The sequence below is a fragment of the Chryseobacterium piperi genome (assembly GCF_002285635.2).
Lineage (GTDB): Bacteria > Bacteroidota > Bacteroidia > Flavobacteriales > Weeksellaceae > Chryseobacterium > Chryseobacterium piperi.
Map to the genome: position 1 here is coordinate 3,857,536 of NZ_CP023049.2, position 26,052 is coordinate 3,883,587.

At 34.4% G+C, this 26,052-nt stretch carries 24 protein-coding genes, 7 tRNA genes and 1 other RNA gene; 23 read left to right on the forward strand and 9 right to left on the reverse strand.

The genetic code is table 11. From position 1 onward, the window contains the following. The first annotated feature begins 52 nt into the window (after window positions 1-52). The 7 genes from CJF12_RS16855 to istB all read left to right on the forward strand — a co-directional run bounded on the left by CJF12_RS16855 (window position 53) and on the right by istB (window position 8,006). Window positions 53-976 (forward strand): T9SS-dependent choice-of-anchor J family protein, encoded by a 924-nt coding sequence (locus CJF12_RS16855; RefSeq protein ID WP_034681196.1) that lies wholly within the window; start codon window positions 53-55, stop codon window positions 974-976. 184 nt (window positions 977-1,160) lie between these two features. Continuing rightward, window positions 1,161-1,898: a hypothetical protein gene (locus tag CJF12_RS16860; RefSeq protein WP_034681197.1), complete on the forward strand. Its 738-nt coding sequence runs from the start codon at window positions 1,161-1,163 to the stop codon at window positions 1,896-1,898. A 23-nt stretch (window positions 1,899-1,921) separates the two neighbouring features. Beyond that, window positions 1,922-3,277 (forward strand): S41 family peptidase, encoded by a 1,356-nt coding sequence (locus CJF12_RS16865; RefSeq protein ID WP_051887158.1) that lies wholly within the window; start codon window positions 1,922-1,924, stop codon window positions 3,275-3,277. Between the two features lie 14 nt (window positions 3,278-3,291). After that, entirely contained in the window at window positions 3,292-3,567 is a 276-nt protein-coding gene (locus CJF12_RS16870; RefSeq protein WP_034681198.1) for a hypothetical protein, read from the forward strand. 526 nt (window positions 3,568-4,093) lie between these two features. After that, entirely contained in the window at window positions 4,094-4,849 is a 756-nt protein-coding gene (locus tag CJF12_RS16875) for a GLPGLI family protein (protein ID WP_262485062.1), read from the forward strand. 713 nt (window positions 4,850-5,562) lie between these two features. Further along, complete coding sequence (istA, locus tag CJF12_RS16880; RefSeq protein WP_228423500.1) at window positions 5,563-7,221, forward strand: IS21 family transposase; 1,659 nt, start codon at window positions 5,563-5,565, stop codon at window positions 7,219-7,221. A 41-nt stretch (window positions 7,222-7,262) separates the two neighbouring features. Then, window positions 7,263-8,006, forward strand: a complete 744-nt coding sequence (istB, locus tag CJF12_RS16885; RefSeq protein WP_034681199.1) for an IS21-like element helper ATPase IstB — start codon at window positions 7,263-7,265, stop codon at window positions 8,004-8,006. 301 nt (window positions 8,007-8,307) lie between these two features. On the opposite strand, the gene CJF12_RS16890 is transcribed toward istB, so the two are convergent. From CJF12_RS16890 to CJF12_RS16920, 7 genes are all read right to left on the reverse strand, one after another. Continuing rightward, window positions 8,308-8,535, reverse strand: a complete 228-nt coding sequence (locus CJF12_RS16890) for a hypothetical protein (protein WP_131329589.1) — start codon at window positions 8,533-8,535, stop codon at window positions 8,308-8,310. Between the two features lie 163 nt (window positions 8,536-8,698). Then, window positions 8,699-9,097 carry a hypothetical protein gene (locus CJF12_RS16895; protein WP_034687373.1) on the reverse strand — a complete coding sequence of 133 codons (399 nt, stop codon included), beginning with the start codon at window positions 9,095-9,097 and terminating at the stop codon, window positions 8,699-8,701. 64 nt (window positions 9,098-9,161) lie between these two features. Beyond that, window positions 9,162-9,338 (reverse strand): type II toxin-antitoxin system HicA family toxin, encoded by a 177-nt coding sequence (locus CJF12_RS16900; RefSeq protein ID WP_034687374.1) that lies wholly within the window; start codon window positions 9,336-9,338, stop codon window positions 9,162-9,164. A 103-nt stretch (window positions 9,339-9,441) separates the two neighbouring features. Continuing rightward, window positions 9,442-10,611 carry a site-specific integrase gene (locus tag CJF12_RS16905; protein WP_034687377.1) on the reverse strand — a complete coding sequence of 390 codons (1,170 nt, stop codon included), beginning with the start codon at window positions 10,609-10,611 and terminating at the stop codon, window positions 9,442-9,444. 115 nt (window positions 10,612-10,726) lie between these two features. Further along, window positions 10,727-11,129, reverse strand: a transfer-messenger RNA (tmRNA) gene (gene ssrA, locus CJF12_RS16910). A gap of 149 nt (window positions 11,130-11,278) precedes the next feature. Continuing rightward, entirely contained in the window at window positions 11,279-11,614 is a 336-nt protein-coding gene (locus CJF12_RS16915; protein WP_034687380.1) for a hypothetical protein, read from the reverse strand. 146 nt (window positions 11,615-11,760) lie between these two features. After that, window positions 11,761-12,549 (reverse strand): hypothetical protein, encoded by a 789-nt coding sequence (locus CJF12_RS16920; RefSeq protein WP_131329591.1) that lies wholly within the window; start codon window positions 12,547-12,549, stop codon window positions 11,761-11,763. A 207-nt stretch (window positions 12,550-12,756) separates the two neighbouring features. Here CJF12_RS16920 and CJF12_RS16925 point away from each other — a divergent pair, with 207 nt between their 5' ends. Further along, window positions 12,757-13,782: a helix-turn-helix domain-containing protein gene (locus CJF12_RS16925; RefSeq protein WP_034687381.1), complete on the forward strand. Its 1,026-nt coding sequence runs from the start codon at window positions 12,757-12,759 to the stop codon at window positions 13,780-13,782. A 90-nt stretch (window positions 13,783-13,872) separates the two neighbouring features. Here CJF12_RS16925 and CJF12_RS16930 read toward each other — a convergent pair whose 3' ends face one another. Both CJF12_RS16930 and CJF12_RS16935 read right to left on the reverse strand, forming a co-directional pair. Further along, window positions 13,873-14,640, reverse strand: coding sequence for a hypothetical protein (locus CJF12_RS16930; RefSeq protein WP_051887389.1), 768 nt, complete (start codon window positions 14,638-14,640; stop codon window positions 13,873-13,875). Between the two features lie 80 nt (window positions 14,641-14,720). After that, on the reverse strand, window positions 14,721-15,485 hold the full coding sequence (locus tag CJF12_RS16935) for a hypothetical protein (protein WP_051887390.1): 765 nt from the start codon (window positions 15,483-15,485) through the stop codon (window positions 14,721-14,723). A gap of 175 nt (window positions 15,486-15,660) precedes the next feature. Here CJF12_RS16935 and rpsU point away from each other — a divergent pair, with 175 nt between their 5' ends. From rpsU to CJF12_RS17010, 15 genes are all read left to right on the forward strand, one after another. Beyond that, on the forward strand, window positions 15,661-15,858 hold the full coding sequence (rpsU, locus tag CJF12_RS16940; RefSeq protein ID WP_034687383.1) for a 30S ribosomal protein S21: 198 nt from the start codon (window positions 15,661-15,663) through the stop codon (window positions 15,856-15,858). A gap of 82 nt (window positions 15,859-15,940) precedes the next feature. Beyond that, window positions 15,941-16,828, forward strand: coding sequence for a tyrosine-type recombinase/integrase (locus CJF12_RS16945; RefSeq protein ID WP_034687385.1), 888 nt, complete (start codon window positions 15,941-15,943; stop codon window positions 16,826-16,828). Then, window positions 16,825-17,115, forward strand: a complete 291-nt coding sequence (locus CJF12_RS16950; RefSeq protein ID WP_034687387.1) for an HPF/RaiA family ribosome-associated protein — start codon at window positions 16,825-16,827, stop codon at window positions 17,113-17,115. The genes CJF12_RS16945 and CJF12_RS16950 overlap by 4 nt, the downstream gene beginning before the upstream one ends. Window positions 17,116-17,224: 109 nt before the next feature. Then, window positions 17,225-17,298 (forward strand) — tRNA-Thr (locus tag CJF12_RS16955). A 19-nt stretch (window positions 17,299-17,317) separates the two neighbouring features. Continuing rightward, a tRNA-Tyr gene (locus CJF12_RS16960) sits at window positions 17,318-17,398 on the forward strand. A gap of 87 nt (window positions 17,399-17,485) precedes the next feature. After that, window positions 17,486-17,558, forward strand: a tRNA-Gly gene (locus CJF12_RS16965). Window positions 17,559-17,653: 95 nt separating this feature from the next. Then, a tRNA-Thr gene (locus CJF12_RS16970) sits at window positions 17,654-17,727 on the forward strand. 19 nt (window positions 17,728-17,746) lie between these two features. Further along, a tRNA-Tyr gene (locus tag CJF12_RS16975) sits at window positions 17,747-17,827 on the forward strand. A gap of 87 nt (window positions 17,828-17,914) precedes the next feature. Continuing rightward, a tRNA-Gly gene (locus tag CJF12_RS16980) sits at window positions 17,915-17,987 on the forward strand. Between the two features lie 41 nt (window positions 17,988-18,028). Continuing rightward, window positions 18,029-18,100: transfer RNA gene (locus CJF12_RS16985), tRNA-Thr, on the forward strand. Window positions 18,101-18,374: 274 nt separating this feature from the next. After that, complete coding sequence (locus CJF12_RS16990) at window positions 18,375-19,055, forward strand: response regulator transcription factor (RefSeq protein WP_034687389.1); 681 nt, start codon at window positions 18,375-18,377, stop codon at window positions 19,053-19,055. Then, window positions 19,056-20,420 carry an ATP-binding protein gene (locus tag CJF12_RS16995; RefSeq protein WP_034687392.1) on the forward strand — a complete coding sequence of 455 codons (1,365 nt, stop codon included), beginning with the start codon at window positions 19,056-19,058 and terminating at the stop codon, window positions 20,418-20,420. It abuts the gene before it with no gap. Between the two features lie 82 nt (window positions 20,421-20,502). Then, window positions 20,503-21,744: a TolC family protein gene (locus tag CJF12_RS17000; RefSeq protein WP_084675686.1), complete on the forward strand. Its 1,242-nt coding sequence runs from the start codon at window positions 20,503-20,505 to the stop codon at window positions 21,742-21,744. 4 nt (window positions 21,745-21,748) lie between these two features. Further along, entirely contained in the window at window positions 21,749-22,831 is a 1,083-nt protein-coding gene (locus tag CJF12_RS17005; RefSeq protein WP_034687422.1) for an efflux RND transporter periplasmic adaptor subunit, read from the forward strand. Between the two features lie 28 nt (window positions 22,832-22,859). Further along, window positions 22,860-25,958 (forward strand): efflux RND transporter permease subunit, encoded by a 3,099-nt coding sequence (locus tag CJF12_RS17010; protein ID WP_034687394.1) that lies wholly within the window; start codon window positions 22,860-22,862, stop codon window positions 25,956-25,958. Window positions 25,959-26,052 lie beyond the last annotated feature (94 nt).

Below are 26,052 nucleotides of genomic sequence, written 5' to 3' on the forward strand. Positions count from 1 at the left end.
GGTGGCACCATCTGCCATCCCATTTTTTTAATTCATTTTTAAAATCTATAGTATGAAAAAAGTAGTTTTATTCTCTCTCTTAATTGTATCAAAGTTATTGTCTGCCCAATATCCGGTTTGGACCAATTCTTTTGATTCAACAAGTGATATGCAGGGGTGGTCTTTCCATGATCTAAACGGAAATGGAAACGGATGGATACAGGGACCGAATATTTATCATAACGGTACTGCTCTGCAGTATGGTTCAGCAGGTTCTTTACGCTACTCAATAAGCAGTGTTCCTTCCGGAAGTGTAGCGGGATTTGGTACTGAAAATGACTGGGCGATTTCTCCGCAAATTGACTTGTCTTCATCGGGCGGGACGATTACTTTGGCAGCTTATATCGGTCGTCAAAGAACAACCCATCAGATTGTTGGAAGATACCTTTATATTTATGTAAGTACCGATCAAAAGCCGGTGCCGGAATTAGCCGATTTTCAGGCATTGGCAGTAGATGCCAACGGAAATAACATTGTAAGTCCTTATGTGATCAGTGCTGGTGGTGGAGGTAACCCTTTTCCCAACGACTTGAATCAGTTTGTAGAAAGCCTTGTTGATCTTTCTGCTTTCGCAGGAAAAAAGATCTATATCGGATTATGGTCAAACAGAGCCACTGGAGATACGACCAATGTGCCTAATATCAACATTAATGAAATGGCGATTTATACTTCGGTTCTAAAAACACAGGATGTAAAAAAAGTAAAAGATCTTACCTTGGTGATGCAGAATCCGGTTGTAGCATCTTTAATGCTAAAGCTTAATCCTGCCTTCAGGGAAAATGCAACAACGGTTACAGTATTTAATATGGCCGGACAATCAGTTCTTAATACCCGATACAGCAGAGAAATGAATGTGACCGGGTTGTCTTCAGGTAATTATGTTGCTGTAGTATCAGACGGAATATTGTCTGAGAAAGTGAAGTTCATCAAAAAATAATTCTTTACATACAGGATGGTGCTCCCTCAGTTCGATTTCTTTAAGATGAAAAAAATAACCATGTCAAAAACTATTACTATAGGACTTTATAGCGCACCTGTACCATATACAATTTAAAAATATTGCCCTCTGTATGGCTTAGGGCAATATTTCTAAATTATAGTTTATAATTAATATCATAAAAATGAAAAAAATAATCGCCCTTGCTATTCTTATCGGTTTGTTATCATGTACTGATGAGGTTATGCAGCCTTATGATAAATCACAGAAACCTGCGGAAATTAATATCAAGGGATATTCAAAACCGGATGTATTGCAATTAAGGCTTAATGGGAAACCTGTAGTCATCAATGGAAGTACGTCATATACCAATACTATAGAAACCCAATTGAGTTTTGTTGTGGATGAAGGAGAAACAGATCAGATTGAGATCTATAACAATGAAAGCGGAAAACAGATCGCAAAATATAATATCAATTTTAATAATATAGATCAGTATAAAAATTTGTATTTCTTCAACCTTCCCGGAATTTACCTTCAGACGTATGCTGTCAAGCCTCAGGTAAATCTTGGAAAAGTAGGAATGGAATTTATCTTTCCTAATTTAGGGGAGGTCTCCGGTGTCTCTTTAGACGGGATAAAAGGAGTATTAAAGAGAGAAAATGGACAGGTGTTGGCAGAGTTTGATCGTATTGAAAAAAATAATTTCTCTCCGTTAAAGATGTACAGTTTTTTCAGTGTAACAGCTCCTGTCTATCTGGAATTGTACAAAACAGGAACTTCTGATCCATATTTCGGATCGCAAATCATTCAGGTAAAAATAAAACAGGATATAGGAGCAAACATGATCGTACTGCAGGAAAAGATGGAAAATGGAAAAGTTGTGGTGATCGGTGATATTGATATTGCAGACTATTTGTAAAAATAAATTCTTTAAGGAGCATCATGGGTAAATTTTTTACATTTAATAGACTGGCTTTAATCTCTCTGATTTCAATAATGGCTTTTTCATGCAGGTCTGAAGAAGAAGCAATTCCTGATTTTCCCGATGGAAGTGTGGAGTCTGCTAATGTGTGGGTACAGGACCAAATGAAACGATATTATTATTGGGCAGATCAGATGTCTTCGAAACCGGATTATCATCTGCCTGTCAAGAAATTTTTTACAAGTCTTTTATCTCAGAATGATCGTTTTTCAAGTATTGTTAATACTGAAGATCCCACAACCTATTTACGTACCGTCCGGAATATGTATGGATTTGATTATGCTGTTCTTCAACTTGCCAACGGGCAGATAACGGCTGTAATTAAACTAGTCTTACAGAATTCTCCTGCTCAAAATGCAGGTTTGCAGCGCGGGATGATCATAAAGAAAATTAATGGAAGCCTGATCACGGCTTCCAATGCAGAAAGTCTTCTTAACTCTATTCCCAATAATACAACCCTTGACCTTATGGTAGGAAACTGGAAAGACGGGAATATTGAGAATGAAAAAAATATAAAGGTGTATTGTGGCTTTTCTCTTGATCAGCCTATTATCTCTAAAATTTTTGAACAAAATGGTAAAAAGACAGGATACTTATATATTTACGATTTCCCGGATGGAATGTCTCATAGTCTTAATCAGAAATTTGCAGAATTTAAAGCTAATGGGGTAAAGGATCTTGTGGTAGATCTCAGATATAATTACGGCGGATCAGTAGCATCAGCAGCGGCATTATGTTCACTGATTCCTTTGGGAATAGCTTCCGGTTCTCCCTTTATTATCTATAAAGGGAATAAAAATGGAGGTGAAGTTAAAAAGACATTTGCAGAACAGATTGCCTATGACCCTACTGCTGTTGACTTTGCAACGCTTCATGCTAATGCATTAGGGTTGGGCCGGGTTTTTATTCTTACATCAAGGAATACAGCATCCGCATCCGAAATAGTAATCAATAACCTTAAACCTTATGTGCAGGTGATACAAGTGGGAGGTACTACTCTTGGGAAAGATATGGCAGGCTTTTCCATTTCAGATGATCGTAAGCCCAAGAAAATCTCATGGCAGTTGCATCCTGTTATTTATAAGGTATACAATGCGAACGGGCATGGAGAATATAACAATGGAATTTCACCACAGGTTCCGGTAGATGAATATGCTTCATTACCATTAATGCCTCTAGGGCAGGCTGATGAAACTTTACTTCAGACTGTTTTAGGGAAGATTTACTCCAAATCTGTTCAGGAAAATACAATTCAGGTGAAAATACTTTCTGAAAGTGAAAGACCATTTTCACTATCTAATAGTAAGCGATATTAAAAACCTAATGAGTTATGCAAGGAATAGAGCCCAAAATACACCAGGAAGTGATCAAAAGAGTTCATGATCTTGAACAATTGTTAAAAGAAACACCCGAGCAAAACAGGGAATACACGGAAGAAATTTTTCATATGAATACTGAATTGTCAGCACTTTATGAAGAGTACCTTACGATAAAAAAGAGGTTGGAAAGTTGTATTAAGCTTTACAAATCGCAGCATATTGAGATTAGGAAGCAGCTTACACAAAATATCCGAAAGTTGAGACGTGAAACAATAAATCAAAAATAGGGAATTTTAATCTCCGAGATTGATTCCTCACTTTAATGCTAAAAACACTCTATCCTTTTTTTGGGTAGGGTGTTTTTATTTTGCGAAGTATTTAAAAAAAACTCTTAAAAAATGTTAAAATTTAGATTAAATGAAATATTGGCACAATATTTCAATGTACTCAGCAACTCATGTTTAATTTGAGTTTTCATGGTTATTAGTTTTGTCCTCAACTTAGGTTGGGGATTTTTTGTATATAAATGTTGCGTTTAGCAATTGAAGTGCTAAATAGCCTATGGTATAATGATAATTAAAATATAAGATTTTAGTTTACTATATCAGGATTGTTTTTCGTTTAAATTGCTAATATTATATATAATTAAAAAATTTTAGTAATTATATATTCCCGTAATGGGGAATAAAAATATTTTGTATAATTGGTATTAGGTTGCAACCAGACAAATATTAATTAATTTTTTATTTGAAAATATGAAAAAGCATACTTCTTTTTTGCTTTCTTTTTCCGACTATATATTTCTCTCAGGATATTAGATTTACCTATCATTATAGATTTGTTACAGATACTTTGAAAAAAAATATTATTTCTGATGAAATTGTAATTTTAGATTTTAATGAGAAAGAAAAGCAATCTATTTTCACCGGACTAAAACATATAATATCTGACTCAACTATGAGAGCAAAGTCAGATAAAGGGATCATGTCATTTCCTGATACTTCAATGAAAATAAAGTATGTAGTAGAAAAGAATAGCAATGGCAGAATATACTTTTATACTCCTAATCATATGCCTAATCCTGTTTTAAAAGTTAAAGATGAAAGGAAAATAAATTGGAAAATTTCAAATGAAAAAGAAAGTATATTAGGATACATAGCTCAAAAAGCAACAACTATTTTTGCAGGAAGACAATGGACGGCTTGGTTTAATGCTGAAATTCCTATTTCTGATGGACCATATAAATTTTATGGATTACCTGGACTTATCTTAAAAATTTATGATAGAACAAACACCCATTCATTTGAAATTATATCTGTACAGAAAAAAAAGTCTGATTATGTTGTTTTAAATGATGTTACTTATAAAGAGGCGAAGCAGATTACTTTAAATGAATATGAAAGTATTTCTAGAGAGAGTCCTTTGGAAAGATATAGAAATAAAGCTTTTAGTGGGGATATAATTTTTCATAACAATGAAGAAAAGCAAAAGTTTTTGAAAGATTTAGATGTCCAAATAAAGGAAAGCAAGATACATGATAACAATCCTATTGAATTATTATATAAATAATCCTATAATTGGAAAGTGATATAAAAATGGGCACGAACAAATTGCCCGTACCCATCCACACATAAAAAAAATTAATGTAAAATATAAGTGAAGAATATAGCTGTGAATAATCTCATGTAAATTTTATAAAAGCTTAATTTGAATTATTGTCATCTTATTCAATTAAATAATTGATAAACTCTACATTTGATTCTATACTTTATTCTTAAGAATGTGTTTGAATTTTAACTTATTATGCTTTTAGCTAGTATGGGTTGCTAGGACAAAAATTTCATTAAATCCATTATTATAAAAACCATAGCATATACTTTTAAATCATTAGTTAAGTACATGTTTTGTAATCGATGTCTTTTATAAAATGGGCACGAGCAAAGCACTCGTACCCACCATCACATAAATGAAAAAATTAATGTAAAATATAAATGAAGAATGTGTAACTGTGAAATTGTGTTATGTAAATTTTACAAAAGCTTAATTGGGATTATTCAATTAAATAATTTATAAACTTTACATTTTGATTCTATATTTTATTCTTTTTCATTATGTATAAGAATGTTTCAAAATTTAAATCATCGTACTTTAATCTTTTAGTTAGTATGGGTTGCTAAGGCATGCATTTCGTTATTAAGTCCATTACTATCATTATAATTATAAAAACCATAGAGTGTAGAATCCTTCAAAATTGACCATCTCAATCCTGTGAAAATGATCAGTTGATTCCTGAGCAAATTGACCATGGTATTCCTGAGCAAATTGACCACCAAAAAAAAGTCAGAAAACGTGTCTTGAATAACTTAGCCAAAAAATACCAAATGGCTAACAAAAGAATAGACATGTTGAACATTAAACAATTATTACGATTATACACCCAGGGGGTAAGTAAATTGCGGATAAGCAAACAACTGGGTATCTCACGCAATACTGCTAAAAAGTATATCAGCCTGTTCCATGAACACCAGCTTACATATGACGAGCTGATAGAGCTGAGTGATGAAGATTTAGATGATTTATTCGAGACTCCGCCAACCGATATAAGGGATAAGGCCAATATTAAAAAACAACTTGAATCGTTGTTTCCTTACATATCCAAAGAACTAAAACGTGTTGGGGTCACCCGTTATCTGCTATGGGAAGAATACATAGATAAATACCCTTCAGGCTACCAATATTCCCGCTTTTGCCATCATTACCGGGAATGGTGTAAAAAGGTGAACCCTTCCATGCATATTGAACATAAGGCTGGGGATAAACTTTTTGTGGATTATACAGGAAAAAAACTTCACATTATTAATAAAGAAACAGGAGAACAACAGGAAGTTGAGGTCTTCGTATCCATACTTGGAGCCAGTGGCATGACCTTCGTAGAAGCTACAAGAACCCAGGGGAAAGAAGATTTTCTTGGAAGTCTTACCAAAACCCTGCATTATTATGGAGGAGTTCCCGCAGCTATTGTTACCGATAACCTGCGTACAGCCGTAAAAAAGAGCCATAAGTACGAACCTGTCATCACTGATTCTCTTCTGGATTTTGCTTCCCACTATAGCACTACAATACTTCCTACGCGTACCTATCATCCCAAGGATAAGGCTTTGGTTGAAAATGCGGTACGCATTGTGTATACCCGCATTTTTGCTCCATTGCGTAAAGATCACTTCTTTAGCCTGGAAGCATTGAACAAAGCTATAGAAAACCTGCTGGAAGGATATAATGAAGCTCCCATGAAAAGAAAGAAGTATTCCAGGGCTGATGTTTTCCGTGAGGTTGAAAGACATGCATTATCCCCACTACCAGCTATGATGTACCAGCTCAAGCATTCTGCACGTGCTACCGTTCATAAGACCAGCCATGTATATTTAAGTAAAGACCAGCATTATTACAGTGTTCCGTTCAGCTATATTGGTAAAAAAGTAAACATTATTTTTAGTAAAAATACAGTCGAGATTTACTATGACCAGCGCAGAATAGCATTCCATAACAGAATCCTGGCTAAATATCAGTATACGACTGTAAAAGAACATATGCCTTCATCTTATCAGTTTATGACTGAATGGAATCCCTCCCGGTTTATCTCTTGGGGAAGGTCTGTCGGGGAATATTGTGAGCAGTACATCATCAAAATCCTGGAAAAGAAACAGCATCCTGAGCAGTCCTATAAAACCTGCCTGGGAATCCTTTCATTATCAAAAAAGATCGGCAACATAAGACTTGACAATGCCTGTAAAAGAGCGTTGGGATATGAAAAATACAGCCTTGCCATGATTAAAAGTATTCTGGAAAGAGGGCTGGATAATCTAACCGATGACGATGCATTTTTTGAAGAAAAGAAACTGCCTAAACACAAAAACATAAGGGGCGGAAAATACTATCAGTAACATCTACAATCATTAACAATTAAATCATTAATACAAAACCTATGAATCAGGCAACATTAGAAAAAATGAAACATTTAAAGCTCCACGGGATGCACAGGGCGTTTTCCACAACAATGGAAACAGGAAGTATCTCCTATACCAATGATGAACTTATAGCCTACTTGATTGAATCCGAGTATGACGACAGGGAAAGCAGAAAGGTAGAAAGATTGATTACCACAGCTAAGTTCAGATACAGGACATTTATGGAAGAGATTACGGCCTCTTCTTCCAGAAATATTGATAAGAATACTATTGGAAGATTATCTTCCTGCGATTTTATATCACAGAAACAGAATATTCTTATTACAGGCAGTACAGGAGTTGGAAAAAGTTTTATCGCAACTGCCATTGGATACAAAGCCTGTACAATGGGATATAAAGTCATGTACTTCAGCATCAACAAACTCTTCTCAAAGCTTAAGATGGCTAAGGCAGACGGATCTTACCTTAAAGAGATAGACCGAATAGAAAAGCAGGATCTTATTATCCTTGATGATTTTGGATTACAATCCCTGGATAATCTTAAACGTCAGGATTTTATGGAGATTATAGAAGACAGACACGGAAAACGTTCCACTATTATTGCTTCGCAACTGCCTGTAAGTGCCTGGCATGAAGTCATTGCGGAACAAACAATAGCCGATGCAATACTTGACAGAATGGTTCACAACTCCCTGAGAATAGACCTTAAAGGAGAATCGATGAGAAGAAAAAAAGCTGATCAGAAAATCAGCTCAGAGTAAAGATTTATTTTATATTTTTAAACCATCTTTTAGACACCTTTTTTGACTTCATTCTTAGTGGTCAATTTAATCAGGAATTAGGTGGTCAATATCACTGGAATTTACACCTTGATGTCATCAATTATCGTAATAACAGGAATATTTAATACTGACAATTATAATAGGGGATTTTCTCTATCTTTTCTATTACCCTGTGCAATTTTCATAATAAGCACCATAGCATTAATTATAGTAAATTTTAAAAGTTCTAATAAAGTTCAATCATAAAAAAAATATCCCGAACTAATCCGGGATATTTTTTTTAAAACCCGTCTTCAAGTTTTTGAATTTCTTCTCTTGCGAACTCTTCCATTTCTTCAATGATCTTTTCTCTCTCATGTTTGTTTAAAAACATAGCGTGTTCAATTTCTCGTACCAAGCTAATAGGCTGCAATTGTTCAACTCTGAAAAATAGTTCTTTGCCCGGAGATCTGTACAAGACATAATATTGTTGCGTCTTAGGGTTATAAAACAGTTCTATTTTTTTCATGATATTAGATTTATTTAGATGGGAATCAATTATCATGCAAAGTAGATGCTTTAAAACGTCAAAACTTGTCGCATTAAAATGTGTTGCCTTCTAAAATATAAATTGACTACCTAATGTATAGATAGCCAATTTTGCAAACACTTTAATAAGTTGGGTTAATGCATTAAAGTTCGATCGCTAATAATTCTCTTCCTAATTTATGTAATCCTTCTTCAATTTTCTTTTTTTGTTTTTGTCGTGGTTTTTTTAATCCTTTAGAATATTGATGAATTAACTTTTGATTGATGCCTGTAATTTTTTCAATTGCCGGATTTGACAGCATTCCTTTGTAATATTGAAGCAGACTTTCTACGTCAAAATGATAGCGAATGCTATAATCACCTTTTAATATTTCTGGGATGTTTTCTTCAGAATTGTTCTCTTTTAAAATTTTTATTGCATCTAAGACCGATTGTTTTGCTTCTTCTGCTGTTCCTCCGCCTCCATAAATTCCTTCTACATTTTCAGCATAAGAAGAATACATATCTGCCGTCTTCTCTATGACAATATTAATTCTTTTCATAATACTACACTGTTATTCTTCTTCTATTAATTTGATAATGCGCTATAGTAAGGACAGGGGCTAATTAAAGCCCCATTTCCTTAATGATCTTTTTTTCAAGACCCTTACCAACTTCCTTTGCCCCGTGATACGGAACAGGGTAAGTTTTACCGTCCTTTTCATAAATGTAATGGCTCCCCTCACATCGGATATAGTTCCATCCATTTTTCCTTACCTTTCGGTGTAATTGACTTGATTTCATCGATCTCACTGCTTCATTAACCACTACAAAGGTATATAAATATATACCAATAAGCAAATAAAAAAAGAAAAAGGTGTAACGTTTTAGCTACATCTTTTATTTTCTAGTCAAAAGTTCCGTAATTACCTCTCTGTTTCTCTTGGACTATTTCACTGTATTTAGTTGCGTATATTTTTGTCATCTCTATAGTCGAGTGTCTATTGGCTTCTTTGACTTCTTCAATACTCCATCCTCTAGACAATTTATCATTATTATTTTTTTTCTTTAATGAGTACATATCAGCATCAATGTTTAGATGTTCCTTTACCTCTTTTTTCCACAATTTATTACATGAATTTATTGATATTTTCATTGGTGATGGTTTAAATATCTTCTTCCTATCTCTTGATCTGTACTTTTCAATTCCGAATAGGTAATCTTCGGGATTAGATAGATCCATCTTTTGTAAATCAATTTTTAGATCGTCAGGAATAAGTATGTATGCTTTCTTGTCATTTTTTGTTATGGTTTCAGGCAGGGTAAAATACCATTTACTTTGATCAATCATTCCAACTTTTAATAATCTTATTTCTTTAGGTCTAAGATCTAAGTGATACAAAACTTTTAGAAGTGTAATAAATTGAGGACATATGTTAGAAAAATGTTGAATAATGATTGTTTGCTCTTCAGCCGTAACAATGTGCTTTTCTTCACTATAGTACTCTTTTTCTGATAGTCCTTTGATTTTACTTTCTTTAATGATGAAAGCGTCAACAAGTGCCGTATTGAATGATTTTGATAAATTTAAGTGTTTATTAAAATAAACATCATCACATTTACGGATCTCACACATTTTCTCAATAATTAGTTTAAAATGAAACTGATCGAGATCAGTAAAAAGATTGTTTTGCCATTCTAATTTTTCAACAGCCTCAAGAAAGTACTTTTTATGAGTTTTATAATCGCTTTTAGTTTTCAATTCTCTTTTCTTGGTTAAGAGAATTGAAAAGCTCTTTTCGTAAGCCTCATTTACTGTTAGATTGTTTTGATAAGGTTGTGGGAGTGGTTTTGCTTTCGCAGAAGGCGGGATTGGTTTCCACCCGTTTTTAATTTCTTTTTCGAGAGAATCTTTGAATCCTTCACAGATAAGCATTCGTCTAACTAGGTCAGATTCCTTATTGATGCCTTTAGAGGTTCTGTGTACTATTTTTTGTAAGTCCACGTCATATACATAGACATACCATTTTACAGACGGACTGTCTGAAGAAAAGATCTTAACTTCAAAATTTTTCATATCACAATTTTTAGATTGCGAACACTTGGGCAAGATTTGAAAAACTTTTACTCTTTTTTACTCAAATACTTTTCGTAAAATCATAAAGCGTTAATTTTAAACGCTTTATGATAGTATGTGGAGTTGGAGGGATTCGAACCCTCGTCCAAACAAGCAATACATAAGCTTTCTACATGCTTATTTTACTATTGGTTTTCGACTGAAAGCAGAGAGTAAACACCCAACTTCCAGCTTATCTTCTAAGGTTTTCGAGTTTTAGCCGAAGTATCTAAAACCTTATTTCTGCATTCCTATATCCCAGAATCAAACGCCGCAGAACAGAGCATTTGTGAGATATCTTGCTTCCTTACTAAAATCTTCGGGAAAGCGCTTGAATCTACTAAACTTCGATATTAAGCTGCAAGAGCGAACTCTTCGTTGCCAGTTAAAATTGTGTAGCAAGGGATTAAAGAGATCGCGCTACGGTTCTCTGCATGCTTACTTACCCATTGACCTTGCTGTCGAAACCAGTCAACCCCATAGTAAAGTGAATGCAAAAGTAAGACTTTTTGTTTATATATGGTTAATTTGGTGATTAAATGTGCTTAAAAAGAAAGATTACCGGGATTCAAATTAGAATAAGCATAAAAAATGAAAAAGTAAAATAATCCTATGAGTGTTTTTTTTCTCATAAGTAACTAAGTGTTAGAAGCCCGGTAATCAATAATGTAATCAATGACATTATATACAATATAAAAAAGCTGTGGCTTTGCTGGAAGCGGGATGGTGTTTTTAAATGATCTGTTGCCTGAATGGAATGTTTTTTAAGAAGTGTTTGAATAGCGTTAGCATCATTCTTGTTAAAATAAAACCCCAATGTAAATAGATGTGAACCTGGAACATGCATTTCAAAATCTACCCAGTATTCAATCCCTGAGCGAACAAGTTTGTTTTCGAATGTAAGGTGTTTTCTATAAGGAACATGGATTCTGTAAAGGTTCTCATCAAAAATAGCTGATTTCATCAAATGTGTTTTTTGTGTATTATTTAATTTGTGTTTTTATATAAATTGTCAACAGCTTATTATGGTGAGTGGTAATCAAAGCCGGAATATAATTCCGGCTTTTTTATCGCTTATTGCGATCATCTAAAAAACAGACATGAAATTATCTAATATTGCTCAAATGCTACTACGTACATTTCATCATCGGGTGCAGCTCCACTATTAAAGCCATCGAAGCCATGAAAGTATCCAGCCCTCAAATCTTTACTTCCGGGTGTCACCCCATTTTTAGTATAGATTTGAGCTTGAAAACCCCACGGGTAATACCAATTACCATTATATGACAGGGCATTAGACCACTCATTCCAATTTTCTGGTGTGAAAGTTACAGACAACGCAGCTCCGTTTGTACGGGTTCCGAACCATAATAGGTTTGCGTAATAAGTGATTTCAGATATAGGTTTAGATAATAATCTAACTTCAATATAGGTATATGAGTTATCACTGTAAGCACCAGGAGTAGTCCCGTTATAAGTAGCGAACCTGAATTCCATATTCATGGATGGTACTTTTAGTGTGGGTTTGTCGAACCCGTTGGATTGTAAATTTCTTCCTCTGTATTTTTGTTTCAATAACAAAGATCCGGATGTGTCATCTGAATTCCTATTTACCAAATCCCACTTAGTTCCATCGTTGACGTATAGCCCTGGGGTAACGTCATTAGCTGTAGCTGTATTATAGGCTACCATTCCTGCTACATGCTCAGTTAATGGAGAGGCTATGGTTGTTGAAGTTAAGGCTAATCTTGGAGGTAAAAGACCCTTATTATTTGATGTTACATCTAATGCAGAATTCAAATTAGGAGTTGTGGTATTGATACCGACTTGTGCCTTTGATAAGGAAAAATTTAAAAAAAACGCTATAAAAATAACGCTCATAATTGAGTAATTCTTCATAATAATTTCTTTTTTAAAATTTATGTTAAGCAAATTTATGAGCATAATTTTTAATGATTTAATAAATCTAAAAAAAGAGATGTGTTATTTCTAAAAAATGTAACCTATTGATATGTAGTATTATTTTAAGTTTGGATATAGGAAAATAATACACTATATTGCATATTGCAATTTGTGAATTTTCTTTTTATATAATAATATTGTGTTATGAATAGAATAACAGATGAGGTAACGAATGAGATCAAACAATTGGAGTATTCTTTCGCCAGAAAAATCATTTTTCTGTTGTTGATGAAACAGGTTATTACCATATCATTTGATTTTTATTTTCTGGGGACTAAATATTTATTTTTCGACCTGATTTTAATTTTCACGGTGGCTCCGTGCTATGTTTTTACCCGAATTTCAGAAAATTATGATTTTCAGAGGATAGGTAAGCTTACAGTGGTATATCTAATGATTCTGAATGTTATCCTTACCATATTGTATTACCACAACTTTCCGAATATTGTTGCTTATGTCTTTATATTTTCAGTGACATTACTATTATTTTACAACACCAGAAAGGTTATCTATATTGCAATAGGTCTATTAGCGGCTATTCCTCTAAGTATTTTTTATAATCATTATTTTGGGGGTGTCAAAGCCGGATCTGAAACTAGTCTTTATCATGAGGTTACGAATACCTATATGTTAGGATGTGCTTTTGTTTTATTCATTGTTTCGCTTTATTATGTTGTTCAGATTTTGAAATTTAAATCAGTTTTTACTTTTTTAAATGAAAATAATATAATCATCGAGGGCTTTTATGGTCTGAATAAACAAAAAGAAGTAAAATTAATCCGGGGGAGTTTTCCAGATGATGATTTGTCTATCCCGATTTATGAAAAATTATTTTCAAAAATTGAGGATTTTATGTATATCCAAAAGCCCTGGAAAAATCCTGAATATAGCCTGAAGGACCTAGCTAGGGATGTGCACTCTAATACGCAGTATGTTTCTTCAGCAATCAATAACTCTACAAAGAATAACTTCAAAGCCTATTTGAATGAGTTTAGGCTGAATGCTTTTATTGCACTAATTAATAATAAAAATGAATTGGCTTCGATGGAGGAAGCTTACCTTGCTATTGGATTTTATAACCGATCTACTTTTAATAGAGTCTTTAAATCCAGATATAAGATGACCCCTCAGGAGTATATTAACAGTAAAATGGATAGTAATCCTGAGTGATGCTTATAGAAGTGTAAAGATTCTCTTAACGATACTAAAAATGCCGGAATAGAAATTCCGGCATGTTCAAATAGTTTTTGTCAGCTTATTTTAATATTGGTCAAATGCTAAAACATACATTTCATTTTCTACTCCTGATCCATTATTATAATTATTGAAACCATAGAAGTTTCCTGCCAGTAAATCATTGCTTCCAGGTATTACTCCATCTTTAGTGGAAATCTGATATTGGAAACCAAAAGGGTTGTGCCATGAGCCATTTGAAATAGCTCGGGTCCATTCATTCCAGTTTGTTGTTGTGAAATTTACAGACTGGGCACCTCCGTTTGTTCTAGTTCCAAACCATAATTCATTAGCATAATATGTTATATCATTAGCTGGTTGAGACAGGAGTCTTACTTCTAGATAATTAGAGCCACCGGTAGCTGCAAACCTGAATTCCATATTCATAGTAGGTACTTTCAGAGTAGGTTTGTTGTATCCATTAGTGTCGATATTTCGCCCTCTGTATTTTATTTTAGTTAATACAGTTCCTGATGTGTCGTCTGGGGCAGGTTTTACTGATGACCATTTTGTACCGTCATTATAATATAATCCCGGAACAACATCATTTGCAGTCGCGGTGTTGTAAACTACCATTCCTGCTACATGGTTAGCAAGTGGTGAAGCAGCAGATGTAGATGTTAATGCTACTCTTGGAGGTAAAAAACCTTTGTTCTTATTATTAGAGGTTACTTCTAGAGCTGAGTCTGGATCTGGATTGGTTGTATTGACTCCTACTTGAGCTATTGCGGCCGAAGAAATTAATAAAAAAAACGCTGAAGATAGGGTCTTAATATGGGTCAAATGATTTTTCATAATTTTTAATTTTAATATAGATTATGTTGATTATGGATGCCTTGCTGAGCATCATTACAGTTCTTAAGCTTTCTCAGACCTTAATATTGGTCAAATGCTAGAACATACATTTCATTTTCTATTCCTGCTCCATTTCCGTAATTATTGAACCCATAGAAGTTTCCTGCCAGTAAATCATTGCTTCCGGGTATTATCCCATCTTTGGTGGAGATTTGGTATTGAAATCCCCAAGGGCTAGTCCAGTTGCCACTTGAAATATCTCGGGACCATTCATTCCAATTTGTTGTTGTGAAGGTTACGGATTTTATATTCCCGTTGGTGCTACTTCCAAACCAAAGTTGATTGGCATAATATGTTATATCATTAGCTGGTTGAGATAATAGTCTTACTTCCAAATAATTAGATGATCCGGTAGCTGCGAACCTGAACTCCATATTCATTGAAGGGACTTTAAGGGTGGGTTTATTATAACCATTAGCCTCGAGATTTCTGCCTCTGTATTTTACTTTAGTTAATACGGTCCCTGATGTGTCATCTGGAGCTGGCTTCACAGAAGACCATTTTGTGCCGTCATTATAATATAATCCCGGAACAACATCATTTGCAGTCGCGGTGTTGTATACTACCATTCCTTCTACATGAGCTGCTAATGGAGTAGCTGAGGAAGTGGAAGATAAGGCTACCCTCGGAGATAAAAATCCTTTGTTTTGACTATTAGAAGTAACTTCTAGCGCTGAGTCAGGATTTGGAGTGTTGGTGTTAATACCAACCTGTGCTACTGCAACTGTAGGCAGCGCAAAAATAAGAGCTAAGGATATAGCTCTTGTAAAAAGGTAATTTTTCATGTCTTTTGTTATTTTTTATTATGTATGTATTTCTGTGTTAAACATATGTATCACAAATATATGAAAAATTGGCATTATGTTATGTTAACTAAATAATATTTTAAATTTTAAAAGGTATAGTTTGTGTATTAAGAAAAAAATATATACTTTTGCAATCCAAAATGAGATGTAAAGTATGTTAATAATTCCTGTAAAAGATGGTGAATCCATCGATAGAGCGCTAAAAAAATATAAAAGAAAATTTGATAAAACTGGAACAGTTCGTCAGTTAAGAGCTAGACAACAGTTTATTAAGCCTTCTGTAACGTTAAGACAAGCTAGATTGAAAGCGGCTTACAAACAAAGAGCGTTAAGCAAAGAAGAACAAGCTTAAGAAATTTTTCTTAAACAATACTAAATTCACTTCTTAAATACTTATATTTGAGGAGTGAATTTTTGTTTTATATGCTAATGTAATGTTGAATAAATTTTTAGAATACTTACAGTTTGAAAAGAGGTACTCTCCTCATACCATTACAAGCTATAAAAAAGATCTTGAAGATTTTTCCTATTTCTATCTCAAGACCGAATCTTCAGAAGACCTTTCCAAGGCAGATAAAAAAGTCATCCGAAATTTTATTGTAGCCCTCAGTGAAAATAATATTTCCAAAAGAAGTATCAACAGAAAGCTTTCCTCACTTCGTAGTTTTTATCTCTTCCTTTTAAAGATAGGCGAAATTAAGGTTTCTCCTACGGAAAGTATTTCCTCCCTCAAATTTTACGCAGAGAAGCAAATTCCCATGTCAAAAGAAGAAATGGAGCTTCTTAATGATGCTATTTTTGATAAGGCTCCCGATGTTTTGGAAAAATGTATTGTGGAAGTTTTATATCAGACAGGGATTCGTAAAGCAGAGCTTTGTGGCTTGATATTTGAGAATGTTAATTTAGATGGAAATGAGTTAAAAATTATAGGTAAGGGGAATAAAGAAAGATATGTTCCCATATCTCAGGACTTAACAAATTTGCTTCAAGGTTACTTGGGATTAAGGAAGCCGAATGACGAGTATAAATCATATTTTTTCGTGAATAAGAAAGGTAAAAAACTAACGGAAAAATTTGTTTATGTAGTAGTTAATAAGTACCTTAGTCTTATAACTTCTAAAGAAAAAAGAAGTCCTCACATTTTAAGACATAGCTTTGCTACGCATGTTTTAGATAATGGGGCCGAGATCTCGAAAGTAAAAAAGATATTAGGACATTCCAGTCTTGCAAGTACTCAAGTTTATACGAATGCTAATATCGAACAATTGAAAAAAGTGTTTAATCAGGCTCATCCTCGAGCGTCTAAAAAAGAAGAATTATGAAGATCAAAGTACAATCAATTGGTTTAACTCCACACGAACCACTAGAATCACACATTGAAAAAAAAGTAAGCAAACTTGAGACCTTCTATGATAAGATCCATGAGTGCAAAATCTTTTTAAAAGTTGAAAATAACTCGGATAAAGCAAACAAAACTACAGAGATTATTTTAGCGGTTCCGGGAGACGATATCGTCGTAAAAAAGACGGCTACAAGTTTTGAAGAAAGTTTGGACCTTTGCGTTGATACTGCTAAGAAGCTATTAATCAAGAAAAAAGAGACGGCATAGAAAAAAACTTTGAAAAAAGTTATTAAAAAGTTTGAGAATTCAAAAAATCCGTTCTATATTTGCACTCGCAAAAAGGGAACAGTGATCTTTTGAATTCTTTTTAAAATATGCCTCCATAGCTCAGTTGGCCAGAGCACGTGATTTGTAATCTCGGGGTCGTGGGTTCGAATCCCTCTGGAGGCTCAATTTAATATAAACATGAGGGAAGATTCCAGAGTGGCTAAATGGGACTGACTGTAACTCAGTTGCTTCGGCTTCGCAGGTTCGAATCCTGCTCTTCCCACATTTTATATTAGAAAAAAAAGTTGCAAATTTAGAATACTTTTTGTAGGTTTGCACAGCGTTTACCAATAGTTTTGGAAACAAAATTGCGGAAGTAGCTCAGTTGGTAGAGCGTCAGCCTTCCAAGCTGAATGTCGCGGGTTCGACCCCCGTCTTCCGCTCAATAAGATCACACCAATGGGCGTGATTTTTTTTTACTACTGATGTAGCACAGAGTAGAGTAGCTCTGAAAGCTTTCAGTTCTTTTTTTTAAATTGCCTCCATAGCTCAGTTGGCCAGAGCACGTGATTTGTAATCTCGGGGTCGTGGGTTCGAATCCCTCTGGAGGCTCAATTTAATATAAACATGAGGGAAGATTCCAGAGTGGCTAAATGGGACTGACTGTAACTCAGTTGCTTCGGCTTCGCAGGTTCGAATCCTGCTCTTCCCACATTTTATATTAGAAAAAAAAGTTGCAAATTTAGAATACTTTTTGTAGGTTTGCATAGCGTTTACCAATAGTTTTGGAAACAAAATTGCGGAAGTAGCTCAGTTGGTAGAGCGTCAGCCTTCCAAGCTGAATGTCGCGGGTTCGACCCCCGTCTTCCGCTCAAAGAAAATCACGCTATAAAGTGTGATTTTTTTGGTTAATGCCGACTTAGCTCAGCGGTAGAGTGCTTCCTTGGTAAGGAAGAGGTCACGGGTTCAAGTCCCGTAGTTGGCTCTCCATTATATCCCGAATATGATTCGGGATTTTTTTTGCTCAAAATTTTATTTTCCTATTCCGTTTACTTTATATTTTTATTCAAAAAATAAATTGTAATGAAAATATTTTTGGATAGATGACGAGTGTTTTGCCTTTATTATTGCGTTCATGAAAGTATAGTCGATCTCTTATTCATAATCATTTTTCACAAACCTTGGAATAAAATTTAGAAGGTGACACTTTAAATACATAATCATAAAAATTTTCATTAAATTCGTATAAATAATTTTTGATGAACATACTTTTATTAGAAGACGACCTTATTCTCTCTGCAGAGCTTTGTAAGTTTCTAGAATCAAATAATTTCGCCTGTGATAAAATTTATGATGGAGAAACTTTTCTTCGTCAGATTAAAAACAAATCTTATGACCTGTATCTTCTGGATATTAATGTTCCAAAGATCAATGGTCTGGATGTTTGTCAAACGATCCGTTCTTTTGATAAAAATACCCCCATCATTATTATTTCTGCTTACGGAGATCTTTCCGATAAAAAAGATGCTTTTACCAGACTTGCTGATGACTATCTTGTAAAACCTTTTCAATTTGAAGAATTACTGCTACGTGTAAACTCACTATTAAGAAGAAAAACACCTGTTGATAATTCTGATCAGGAAATTATCAGAATCGATGATCTCATCATTAATAAGACAGAACAAAAGGTTTTCAGAGCCGGAAATGAAATCAATCTTACACTAAAGGAATTTCAGTTACTGGATTATTTGGCTGAAGCACAAGGAAGGACTGTTTCTAAACAACAGATCACAGAACATGTCTGGGAACATAATTTTAATACCAATACGAATACAGTAGAAGTTTATATTAATTTTTTAAGGAAGAAAATAGATAAAGATTTTAAAGTTAAACTTATCCATACACGTTCGGGGTTTGGATACTATTTAAGTCCCCTCTAAATGTCATTAAAAAGAAAGATCGCTTTAAATTTAAGTATTGCCTTCTCATTACTTTTTGGTATTGTGATGGTGATTATTTATATGTCTTTTAATGATTTCAGAAGGGATGAATTCAAAGAGAGGTTCAGGCAAAGGCTGGAGTTTACCTGTCATTTTATTTCAGAATCGAAAGATTTCGAGGAAGAAGCTCCTGTTTTTTTTAATGAGAACTCTGATAATATTCTCCTTAATGAGAAAATTCTTATTTTCAATGCACAAAAAGAACTAATCTATAGTACCATCAAAGACCAGAATGTTACCTGGGATGCAGCATTACTGAAAGAATTGGATCAAAGGAAAACGATCTATACGGAAAAGACGATTCCAGAGGTATATGCAGCGGTAAAAAATATTAAAGGCGAAGATTATTACATTCTTACAAGTGCATATGACAGTAATGGTAAATCTAAGCTATCTTATTTAAAATATCTTTTGATTGCAGCATATGTCATGAGTACGCTTCTGATCGGTCTTTTTAGTTATTATTTTATGGGGCAGTTTCTCCGGCCATTGGAGGACCTTAATAAAGAGATTTCTGAAGTAACAGCGCATAAATTGACAACACAAATTCCGGTAAAACAATCTCAGGATGAAATCAGTATCCTGGCCCAGTCTTTCAATACTATGATTGTAAGATTAAATGATGTATTTCAATCTCAAAAAGATTTTACGGCGAGCGCATCGCATGAAATTAGAACACCCATTACAAGAATGGCTTTTCAGTTGGAGAACCTGATAAAATTTGAACAGCATTCTCCTGAGACCCTATCTTCATTACGGCAAATTCAGAAAGATGTTTATCAATTGTCTGATCTTACGAATTCGTTACTTCTCCTAACTAAATTTGATAAAGAGAATATTCAGAGCTTATATGAGGAGGTAAGAATTGATGAAGTTATATTCAGTTCCTTTGAAACGGTAGAAAAAAGTTATCCGGATCTGAAAATGGATTTTTTAATTTCTGAAGAAACTTCGGAACAAGCACTATTAACCATAAAAGGGATACAATCATTGCTGGACATCGTATTTATCAATCTGTTCAAAAATGCAGCGGCATATTCGGATAATACTGAAGTAGATGTTCTCATTACTGAGACCACTTCAGAACTGATTGTGGATGTTACTTCTCAGGGAAGTACTATTTCGGAAGATGAGCAGTCGAAACTATTTGAGGCTTTTATGCGGGGAAACAATTCTCAGAATATTTCAGGCTCAGGACTGGGACTTCGCATTGTTAAAAGGATTTTGGAATATCACGGAGCTGATATTACCTATTCTTCTCCATCAGAAAATATAAATAATTTCAGTATTAGATTTAAAAAATGAAATTTAATATTATTTTAAGCCTCATTTAAGTTCGTTTTAATCGTGTCTTAGCAATTTTGTATCACAAATAATAATTGAAAGAATGAACAAAATTGCAGGACTGTTTGTTGTCATTTCCTCATTCATGACAGCACAACGGCAAATGTCACTCCTGGATTGTGAAAATGCTTTCCAGGCGAATAATCTTCAGCTGCTGGCTCAGCAGTATAATATCAATATGGCCGATGCTGATATTATACAAGCTAAAATCTGGGAGCTTCCTCAGCTAAGCGGGCAAATTAACGCCTATAATCCCCAGGACAAAAAAGTATTTGATGTGGCACATGCCAAAGCTGCACAAGTAACCCAATTGATTTATATGGGCGGCAAAAAAAAGAATGAAATTGCCTTTGCAAAATCTAATAAAGAGCTGACTCAGCTCCAATTCTCTCAACTTTTGGTTGATCTTAAAACCCAGCTACGTACCACTTACTATAATCTTTATTATCAAAAATTAAAACTGGAAAACGTCAATAAGCAGTTGGGGTATATGAAAGAGCTTCTGAGTGCTTATAAAGTACAGTCTGCAAAAGGGAATGTTTCTCTTAAAGATGAAGTGAGGTTGCAGAGTATTGTCATTCAGCTCAATAACGATAAAGTAGAAATCAATAAAAATATTATTGCTGTTGAACAAACTTTAAAAGTTTTAACAGGAATTACAGAAGATATTGAACCACAGCTTTCAGAATCGGAAGCATCAGAGATTCTTACCAGTCAACCTTTTGGTGATGAAGAAGAATTAAAAAAGAAAGCCCTCGAAAATAATGCAGATTATCAGTATAATCTAAAATTGATTGATAATAGCAAATTGTATGCGCTTTGGCAAAAATCAATGAATGTTCCGGATCTTAACGTAGGTGCGGGATGGGATCAGAATGGAGGAACCTTTAGAAATGAAATCAATCTGATGGTAGGTATTCCTTTGCCATTATGGAAAAGCAATCAGGGAAATGTGGAAAAAGCCAATTTTGCGATTCAGCAAAATCAAAAAAATGCAGAGTATCAAAAGCTGGATTTAGAAACAAAGGTACTGTCATCTTACAGAACCTGGAAAGGTCAATACGATCAGCTATCAGAGATCAAAGATAGTGACTTAAATAATCTGGAACTTGTTTATAATGGTATGTTGACCAACTTTAAAAAAGGAAATGTAAGTTTTATTGAATTCACAGATTTTATGGAGAGTTACAGACAGACCGCTTTGCAGATCTATGACATGAAAAATGACCTTATCCAATCTGCTGAACAGCTTAATCAACTGGTACAAACTAAAATCTTTTATTAAAAACATGAAAAAATATATAATTATTGCATTGGGGGTTGTTTCACTAGCATCTTGCTCTAAAAAAGAAGAAGAGAAGACACCACAACCTAAAGGGTTTGAACTAAGTAATACGATGTTTAAATCGATTTCTTTTGCAAAAGCTGAGAAGAAATATATTGTAGACGATCATAATTTTTATGGAAAAATATCTGCAGATAAAAATAACTATATTGATGTTTACCCTTTAGTGGGAGGAAATGTTTTAAGTGTGAATGTTGAGTTGGGAGACTATGTAAAAAAAGGACAAGTCTTAGCTACTATTAGAAGTACTGAATTAGCTGAAGTACAAAAAGATGTAAGTGATGCTAAAACAGATTTGGTGGTGGCACAAAATAATGTAAGAGTTGCTAAGGAAATGTATGAAGGAAAACTGAATACAGAAAGAGATGTCTTAGAAGCTAAAAGCCAATTACAGAAAGCACAGGATCAGTTGCATAGAGCTAATGCCGTGAGTACGGTGTATAATGTGAAAAGAGGGAATATTTATTGTGTCGTAGCTCCTATTAATGGATATATTGTTCAAAAGAATATCAATAAAGATATGCAATTGAGGACGGATAGAAGTGATAATATATTTGATGTTGCCAATACGACTAATGTCTGGGCTATTATGAACGTTAATGAATCGGATATAGATAAAATTAGTCTTGGAATGAAGGCTGAGGTTTCTACTCTTTCTTATCCGGATAAAATATTTTATGGAAAAATTGATAAAATTTTCAAAATTATTGATCCGGAAACCAATGCTATGCAAGCAAGAGTGGTGCTGGATAATACAAGCGGATTACTCATTCCTGATAGTAAAGCAACGATAAAAGTTTCACATTCAGAAAATAATATGGCGATTACTATTCCTTCTAATGCTGTGATTTTTGATGACAATAGAAACTTTGTTGTTGTTTACAAATCCAGAGCAGATATTAAGGTTAAAGAAATAAAGGTTTTGAAACAGGTAGGCGATATTACTTTTGTCTCTGAAGGTTTGTCGGAAGGAGAGCAGGTTATTAACAACAATCAGCTGCTGATTTATCGCTCATTAAAGTCGTAACCGTTTATCCATTCTTCATTAATTTACTATGAATAAATTCATTAAAAATATTATTGCTTTTTCTCTGAAAAATAAAGCATTTACCTTTATCTGGGTAGCTATTTTGGCGGTTGCTGGTTTTATAAGCTTCAAAAATATGCCGATTGAAGCTTTTCCTGATGTTACCAATACCCAGATTGTAATCATTACCCAATGGAACGGAAGGAGTGCAGAAGAGGTGGAGCGTTTTGTAACGACTCCTATCGAATTGGCTATGAGTCCTGTTCAGAAAAAAACAAGTGTAAGAAGTACGACCATGTTTGGTCTTTCTATCGTTAAAATTCTTTTTGATGATGGAGTAGATGATACTTTTGCCAGAAATCAGGTCAATAATCAATTAAGAACAGTAAGCCTGCCTGATGGAGTGGATCCTGAAGTCCAGCCACCCTATGGGCCAACCGGAGAAATTTTCAGATATACATTAGAAAGTAAAACCAAAGATTCCCGGGAGCTACTAACCTTACAAAACTGGGTTATTGACAGGGCATTAAGAGGCGTACCTGGGGTAGCTGATATTAATGTTTTTGGTGGACAGGACAAAGTCTTTGAATTAAGTATTGATCCGAGAGCATTGGATAAATATAATCTTACACCGCTTCAGGTATATGATGCCGTTACGAAAAGTAACTTGAATGTTGGAGGAGATGTTATTGAGAAAAACGGGCAAGCTTATGTGGTAAGAGGAATAGGGTTGGTGAAATCTGTCGTTGATATTGGAAATATTACGATTGAAAATGATAGTGGGAATCCGGTATTGGTTAAGAATGTTGCCAATGTTCATGAAAGCTCTATGCCTAGAGTAGGACAGGCAGGATTAAATAACCATGAAGATACTGTAGAAGGGATTGTGGTGATGAGAAAAGGGGAGAACCCCAGAGAAGTTTTAGTCGGAGTGAAAGCTAAGATTAAAGAGCTTAACGAAAAGATTCTTCCGAAAGATGTAAAAATGGTAACCTTCTATGATCGTGATAACCTGATGGATTTCACGACTGAAACGGTAATGCACAATTTGATGGAGGGGATTGTTCTTGTAACGGTGATGGTATTGATTTTCATGGCCGACTGGAGGACTACTTTAATTGTTTCCATCATTATCCCATTATCTTTATTATTTGCATTCCTGTGTTTGAAGTTAGCCGGAATGAGTGCCAATTTACTTTCATTGGGAGCGGTTGATTTTGGAATTATCATTGATGGTGCCGTCGTCATGGTGGAAGGTATTTTTGTAATTCTTGATCATAAAGCCCATAAATATGGGATGGAAAAGTTCAATAAGATGGCCAAAGGTGGATGGATTAAGCAGACCGGAACAGGTTTGGGAAAAGCCATTTTCTTTTCAAAACTAATCATCATTACGTCTTTAATTCCAATTTTCTCATTTCAGAAAGTGGAAGGTAAAATGTTTTCACCATTAGCATTTACATTAGGGTTTGCTTTAATGGGTGCATTGATATTCACATTAACTTTAGTGCCGGTTCTTTCACATATTCTCTTAAATAAAAATGTCCGGGAAAAGAATAACCCATTTGTTAACTTTTGGGATAGAATCGTATTGAAAGGTTTTAACTATACTTTTAAGTATAAAAAAATGAGTTTAATTGTTGCTATTGCTTTTTTAGGAGTCACTTTATTCTCAGGAAAATTCCTGGGCACGGAGTTTTTACCACAATTAAACGAGGGATCACTTTGGATTACTGCTGAAATGCCAATGAGCTCTTCATTAAAAGAGTCGTTGAAAACAGCGGATCTTCTGAAAAAGGATATTATGAGCTTTTCTGAAGTTACGGATGTTTTAGCTCAGACAGGACGTAGTAATGATGGAACAGATCCGAATGGGTTTGGATTTGTACAGTTTGCAGTTAATCTCAAGCCAAAGAATGAGTGGAAACGAAAAATCAGCTATGATGAGCTTATTCAGGAAATTGATGGAAAACTAAGGAATTACCAGGGAATTACATTTAATTATTCTCAGCCTATTTCAGATAATGTGGCTGAAGCAGTAGCAGGATTTAAGGCAGAAAACGGAATTAAAATTTATGGAGATAATCTGGAAACTTTAGACAGATTGGCTGAGGAAGTTTTAAAAGAAATTAAAAAGGTAGAGGGAGTTAAAGATCCTGGAATCATCAAAAATATTGGGCAACCTGAAGTAAGCGTAGTATTGGATAGAGATAAAATGGCAGCTTATGGAGTGATGCCTGCCGATGCCCAGGCTGTTTTAGAAATGGCTTTCGGAGGTAAAACGGCTTCTGAGATGTTTGACGGTGAAAGAAAGTTTCCTATCAGACTTCGTTATGCTCAGGAATATAGGAAAGATGAGAATGATATTGCTTTGTTGATGGTTCCGACGCAGGATGGTGCAAAAATTCCTTTAAAGGAAATCAGTACTATTGTTAAGGATAATGGAGCGGCCTTTATTTACAGAGATGATATTAAACGTTATATAGGAGTCAAATTCTCTATCCGTGACCGGGATTTGGGAGGAACCATTGCAGATGCACAGAAAGAAGTTTCTAAAATTGAGCTTCCTGATGGCTATTCTATTGGCTGGACAGGACAGTTTGAAAATCAGCAAAGAGCTTCACATCGTTTGACACAGGTTGTTCCGGTAAGTATTCTAATGATTTTCTTCCTGTTGTTTATCCTTTTTGGAAATATCAAAGATTCTCTTCTGGTGTTGGCGAATGTACCTTTTGCATTAATTGGAGGAATTATTGCCCTTCATGTTACAAGAATGAATTTTGGGATATCTGCCGGTGTAGGAATGATTGCATTACTGGGTATCTGTATTCAAAATGGAGTAATTCTGATTAGTGAGTTCCATCAGAACGTTAAAAACGGATTGAAGCTTGATGACGCTATATTTACTGGAGTAAAATCGAGAACAAGACCGGTAATTATGACTGCATTAATGGCATCTATAGGACTTTTACCAGCAGCTTTGTCTACCGGTATAGGTTCAGAATCTCAAAAGCCTTTGGCAATTGTAATTATTGGAGGATTAATCACTGCAACGGTTCTTACATTGCTTATTTTCCCGATTATTTTCTGGATTTTTTACCGAACTAAGAGATCACAACAGATTTAATGCTGGTATTTCATTCAAATTATAGAATGTTAGAATAAGATGTAAACTTTCTTGAAAGAGGTTTGAGAATTAAAGAAATATCAGTTTTAAAATA

Bases quoted from the DNA above. Each gene is read 5' to 3' on its own strand.
- CJF12_RS16995 (WP_034687392.1), top strand. From the start codon at position 19,056: ATGTCATTAAAAAGAAAGATCGCTTTAAATTTAAGTATTGCCTTCTCA.
- CJF12_RS16945 (WP_034687385.1), top strand. From the start codon at position 15,941: ATGTTGAATAAATTTTTAGAATACTTACAGTTTGAAAAGAGGTACTCT.
- CJF12_RS17010 (WP_034687394.1), top strand. From the start codon at position 22,860: ATGAATAAATTCATTAAAAATATTATTGCTTTTTCTCTGAAAAATAAA.
- CJF12_RS16925 (WP_034687381.1), top strand. From the start codon at position 12,757: ATGAATAGAATAACAGATGAGGTAACGAATGAGATCAAACAATTGGAG.
- CJF12_RS16915 (WP_034687380.1), bottom strand. From the start codon at position 11,614: ATGAAATCAGCTATTTTTGATGAGAACCTTTACAGAATCCATGTTCCT.
- rpsU (WP_034687383.1), top strand. From the start codon at position 15,661: ATGTTAATAATTCCTGTAAAAGATGGTGAATCCATCGATAGAGCGCTA.
- CJF12_RS16905 (WP_034687377.1), bottom strand. From the start codon at position 10,611: ATGAAAAATTTTGAAGTTAAGATCTTTTCTTCAGACAGTCCGTCTGTA.
- CJF12_RS16855 (WP_034681196.1), top strand. From the start codon at position 53: ATGAAAAAAGTAGTTTTATTCTCTCTCTTAATTGTATCAAAGTTATTG.
- CJF12_RS16890 (WP_131329589.1), bottom strand. From the start codon at position 8,535: ATGAAAAAAATAGAACTGTTTTATAACCCTAAGACGCAACAATATTAT.
- CJF12_RS16900 (WP_034687374.1), bottom strand. From the start codon at position 9,338: ATGAAATCAAGTCAATTACACCGAAAGGTAAGGAAAAATGGATGGAAC.
- CJF12_RS16870 (WP_034681198.1), top strand. From the start codon at position 3,292: ATGCAAGGAATAGAGCCCAAAATACACCAGGAAGTGATCAAAAGAGTT.
- CJF12_RS16950 (WP_034687387.1), top strand. From the start codon at position 16,825: ATGAAGATCAAAGTACAATCAATTGGTTTAACTCCACACGAACCACTA.
- CJF12_RS16920 (WP_131329591.1), bottom strand. From the start codon at position 12,549: ATGAAGAATTACTCAATTATGAGCGTTATTTTTATAGCGTTTTTTTTA.
- CJF12_RS16935 (WP_051887390.1), bottom strand. From the start codon at position 15,485: ATGAAAAATTACCTTTTTACAAGAGCTATATCCTTAGCTCTTATTTTT.
- CJF12_RS16990 (WP_034687389.1), top strand. From the start codon at position 18,375: ATGAACATACTTTTATTAGAAGACGACCTTATTCTCTCTGCAGAGCTT.
- CJF12_RS17005 (WP_034687422.1), top strand. From the start codon at position 21,749: ATGAAAAAATATATAATTATTGCATTGGGGGTTGTTTCACTAGCATCT.
- istB (WP_034681199.1), top strand. From the start codon at position 7,263: ATGAATCAGGCAACATTAGAAAAAATGAAACATTTAAAGCTCCACGGG.
- CJF12_RS17000 (WP_084675686.1), top strand. From the start codon at position 20,503: ATGAACAAAATTGCAGGACTGTTTGTTGTCATTTCCTCATTCATGACA.
- CJF12_RS16865 (WP_051887158.1), top strand. From the start codon at position 1,922: ATGGGTAAATTTTTTACATTTAATAGACTGGCTTTAATCTCTCTGATT.
- CJF12_RS16895 (WP_034687373.1), bottom strand. From the start codon at position 9,097: ATGAAAAGAATTAATATTGTCATAGAGAAGACGGCAGATATGTATTCT.
- CJF12_RS16930 (WP_051887389.1), bottom strand. From the start codon at position 14,640: ATGAAAAATCATTTGACCCATATTAAGACCCTATCTTCAGCGTTTTTT.
- CJF12_RS16860 (WP_034681197.1), top strand. From the start codon at position 1,161: ATGAAAAAAATAATCGCCCTTGCTATTCTTATCGGTTTGTTATCATGT.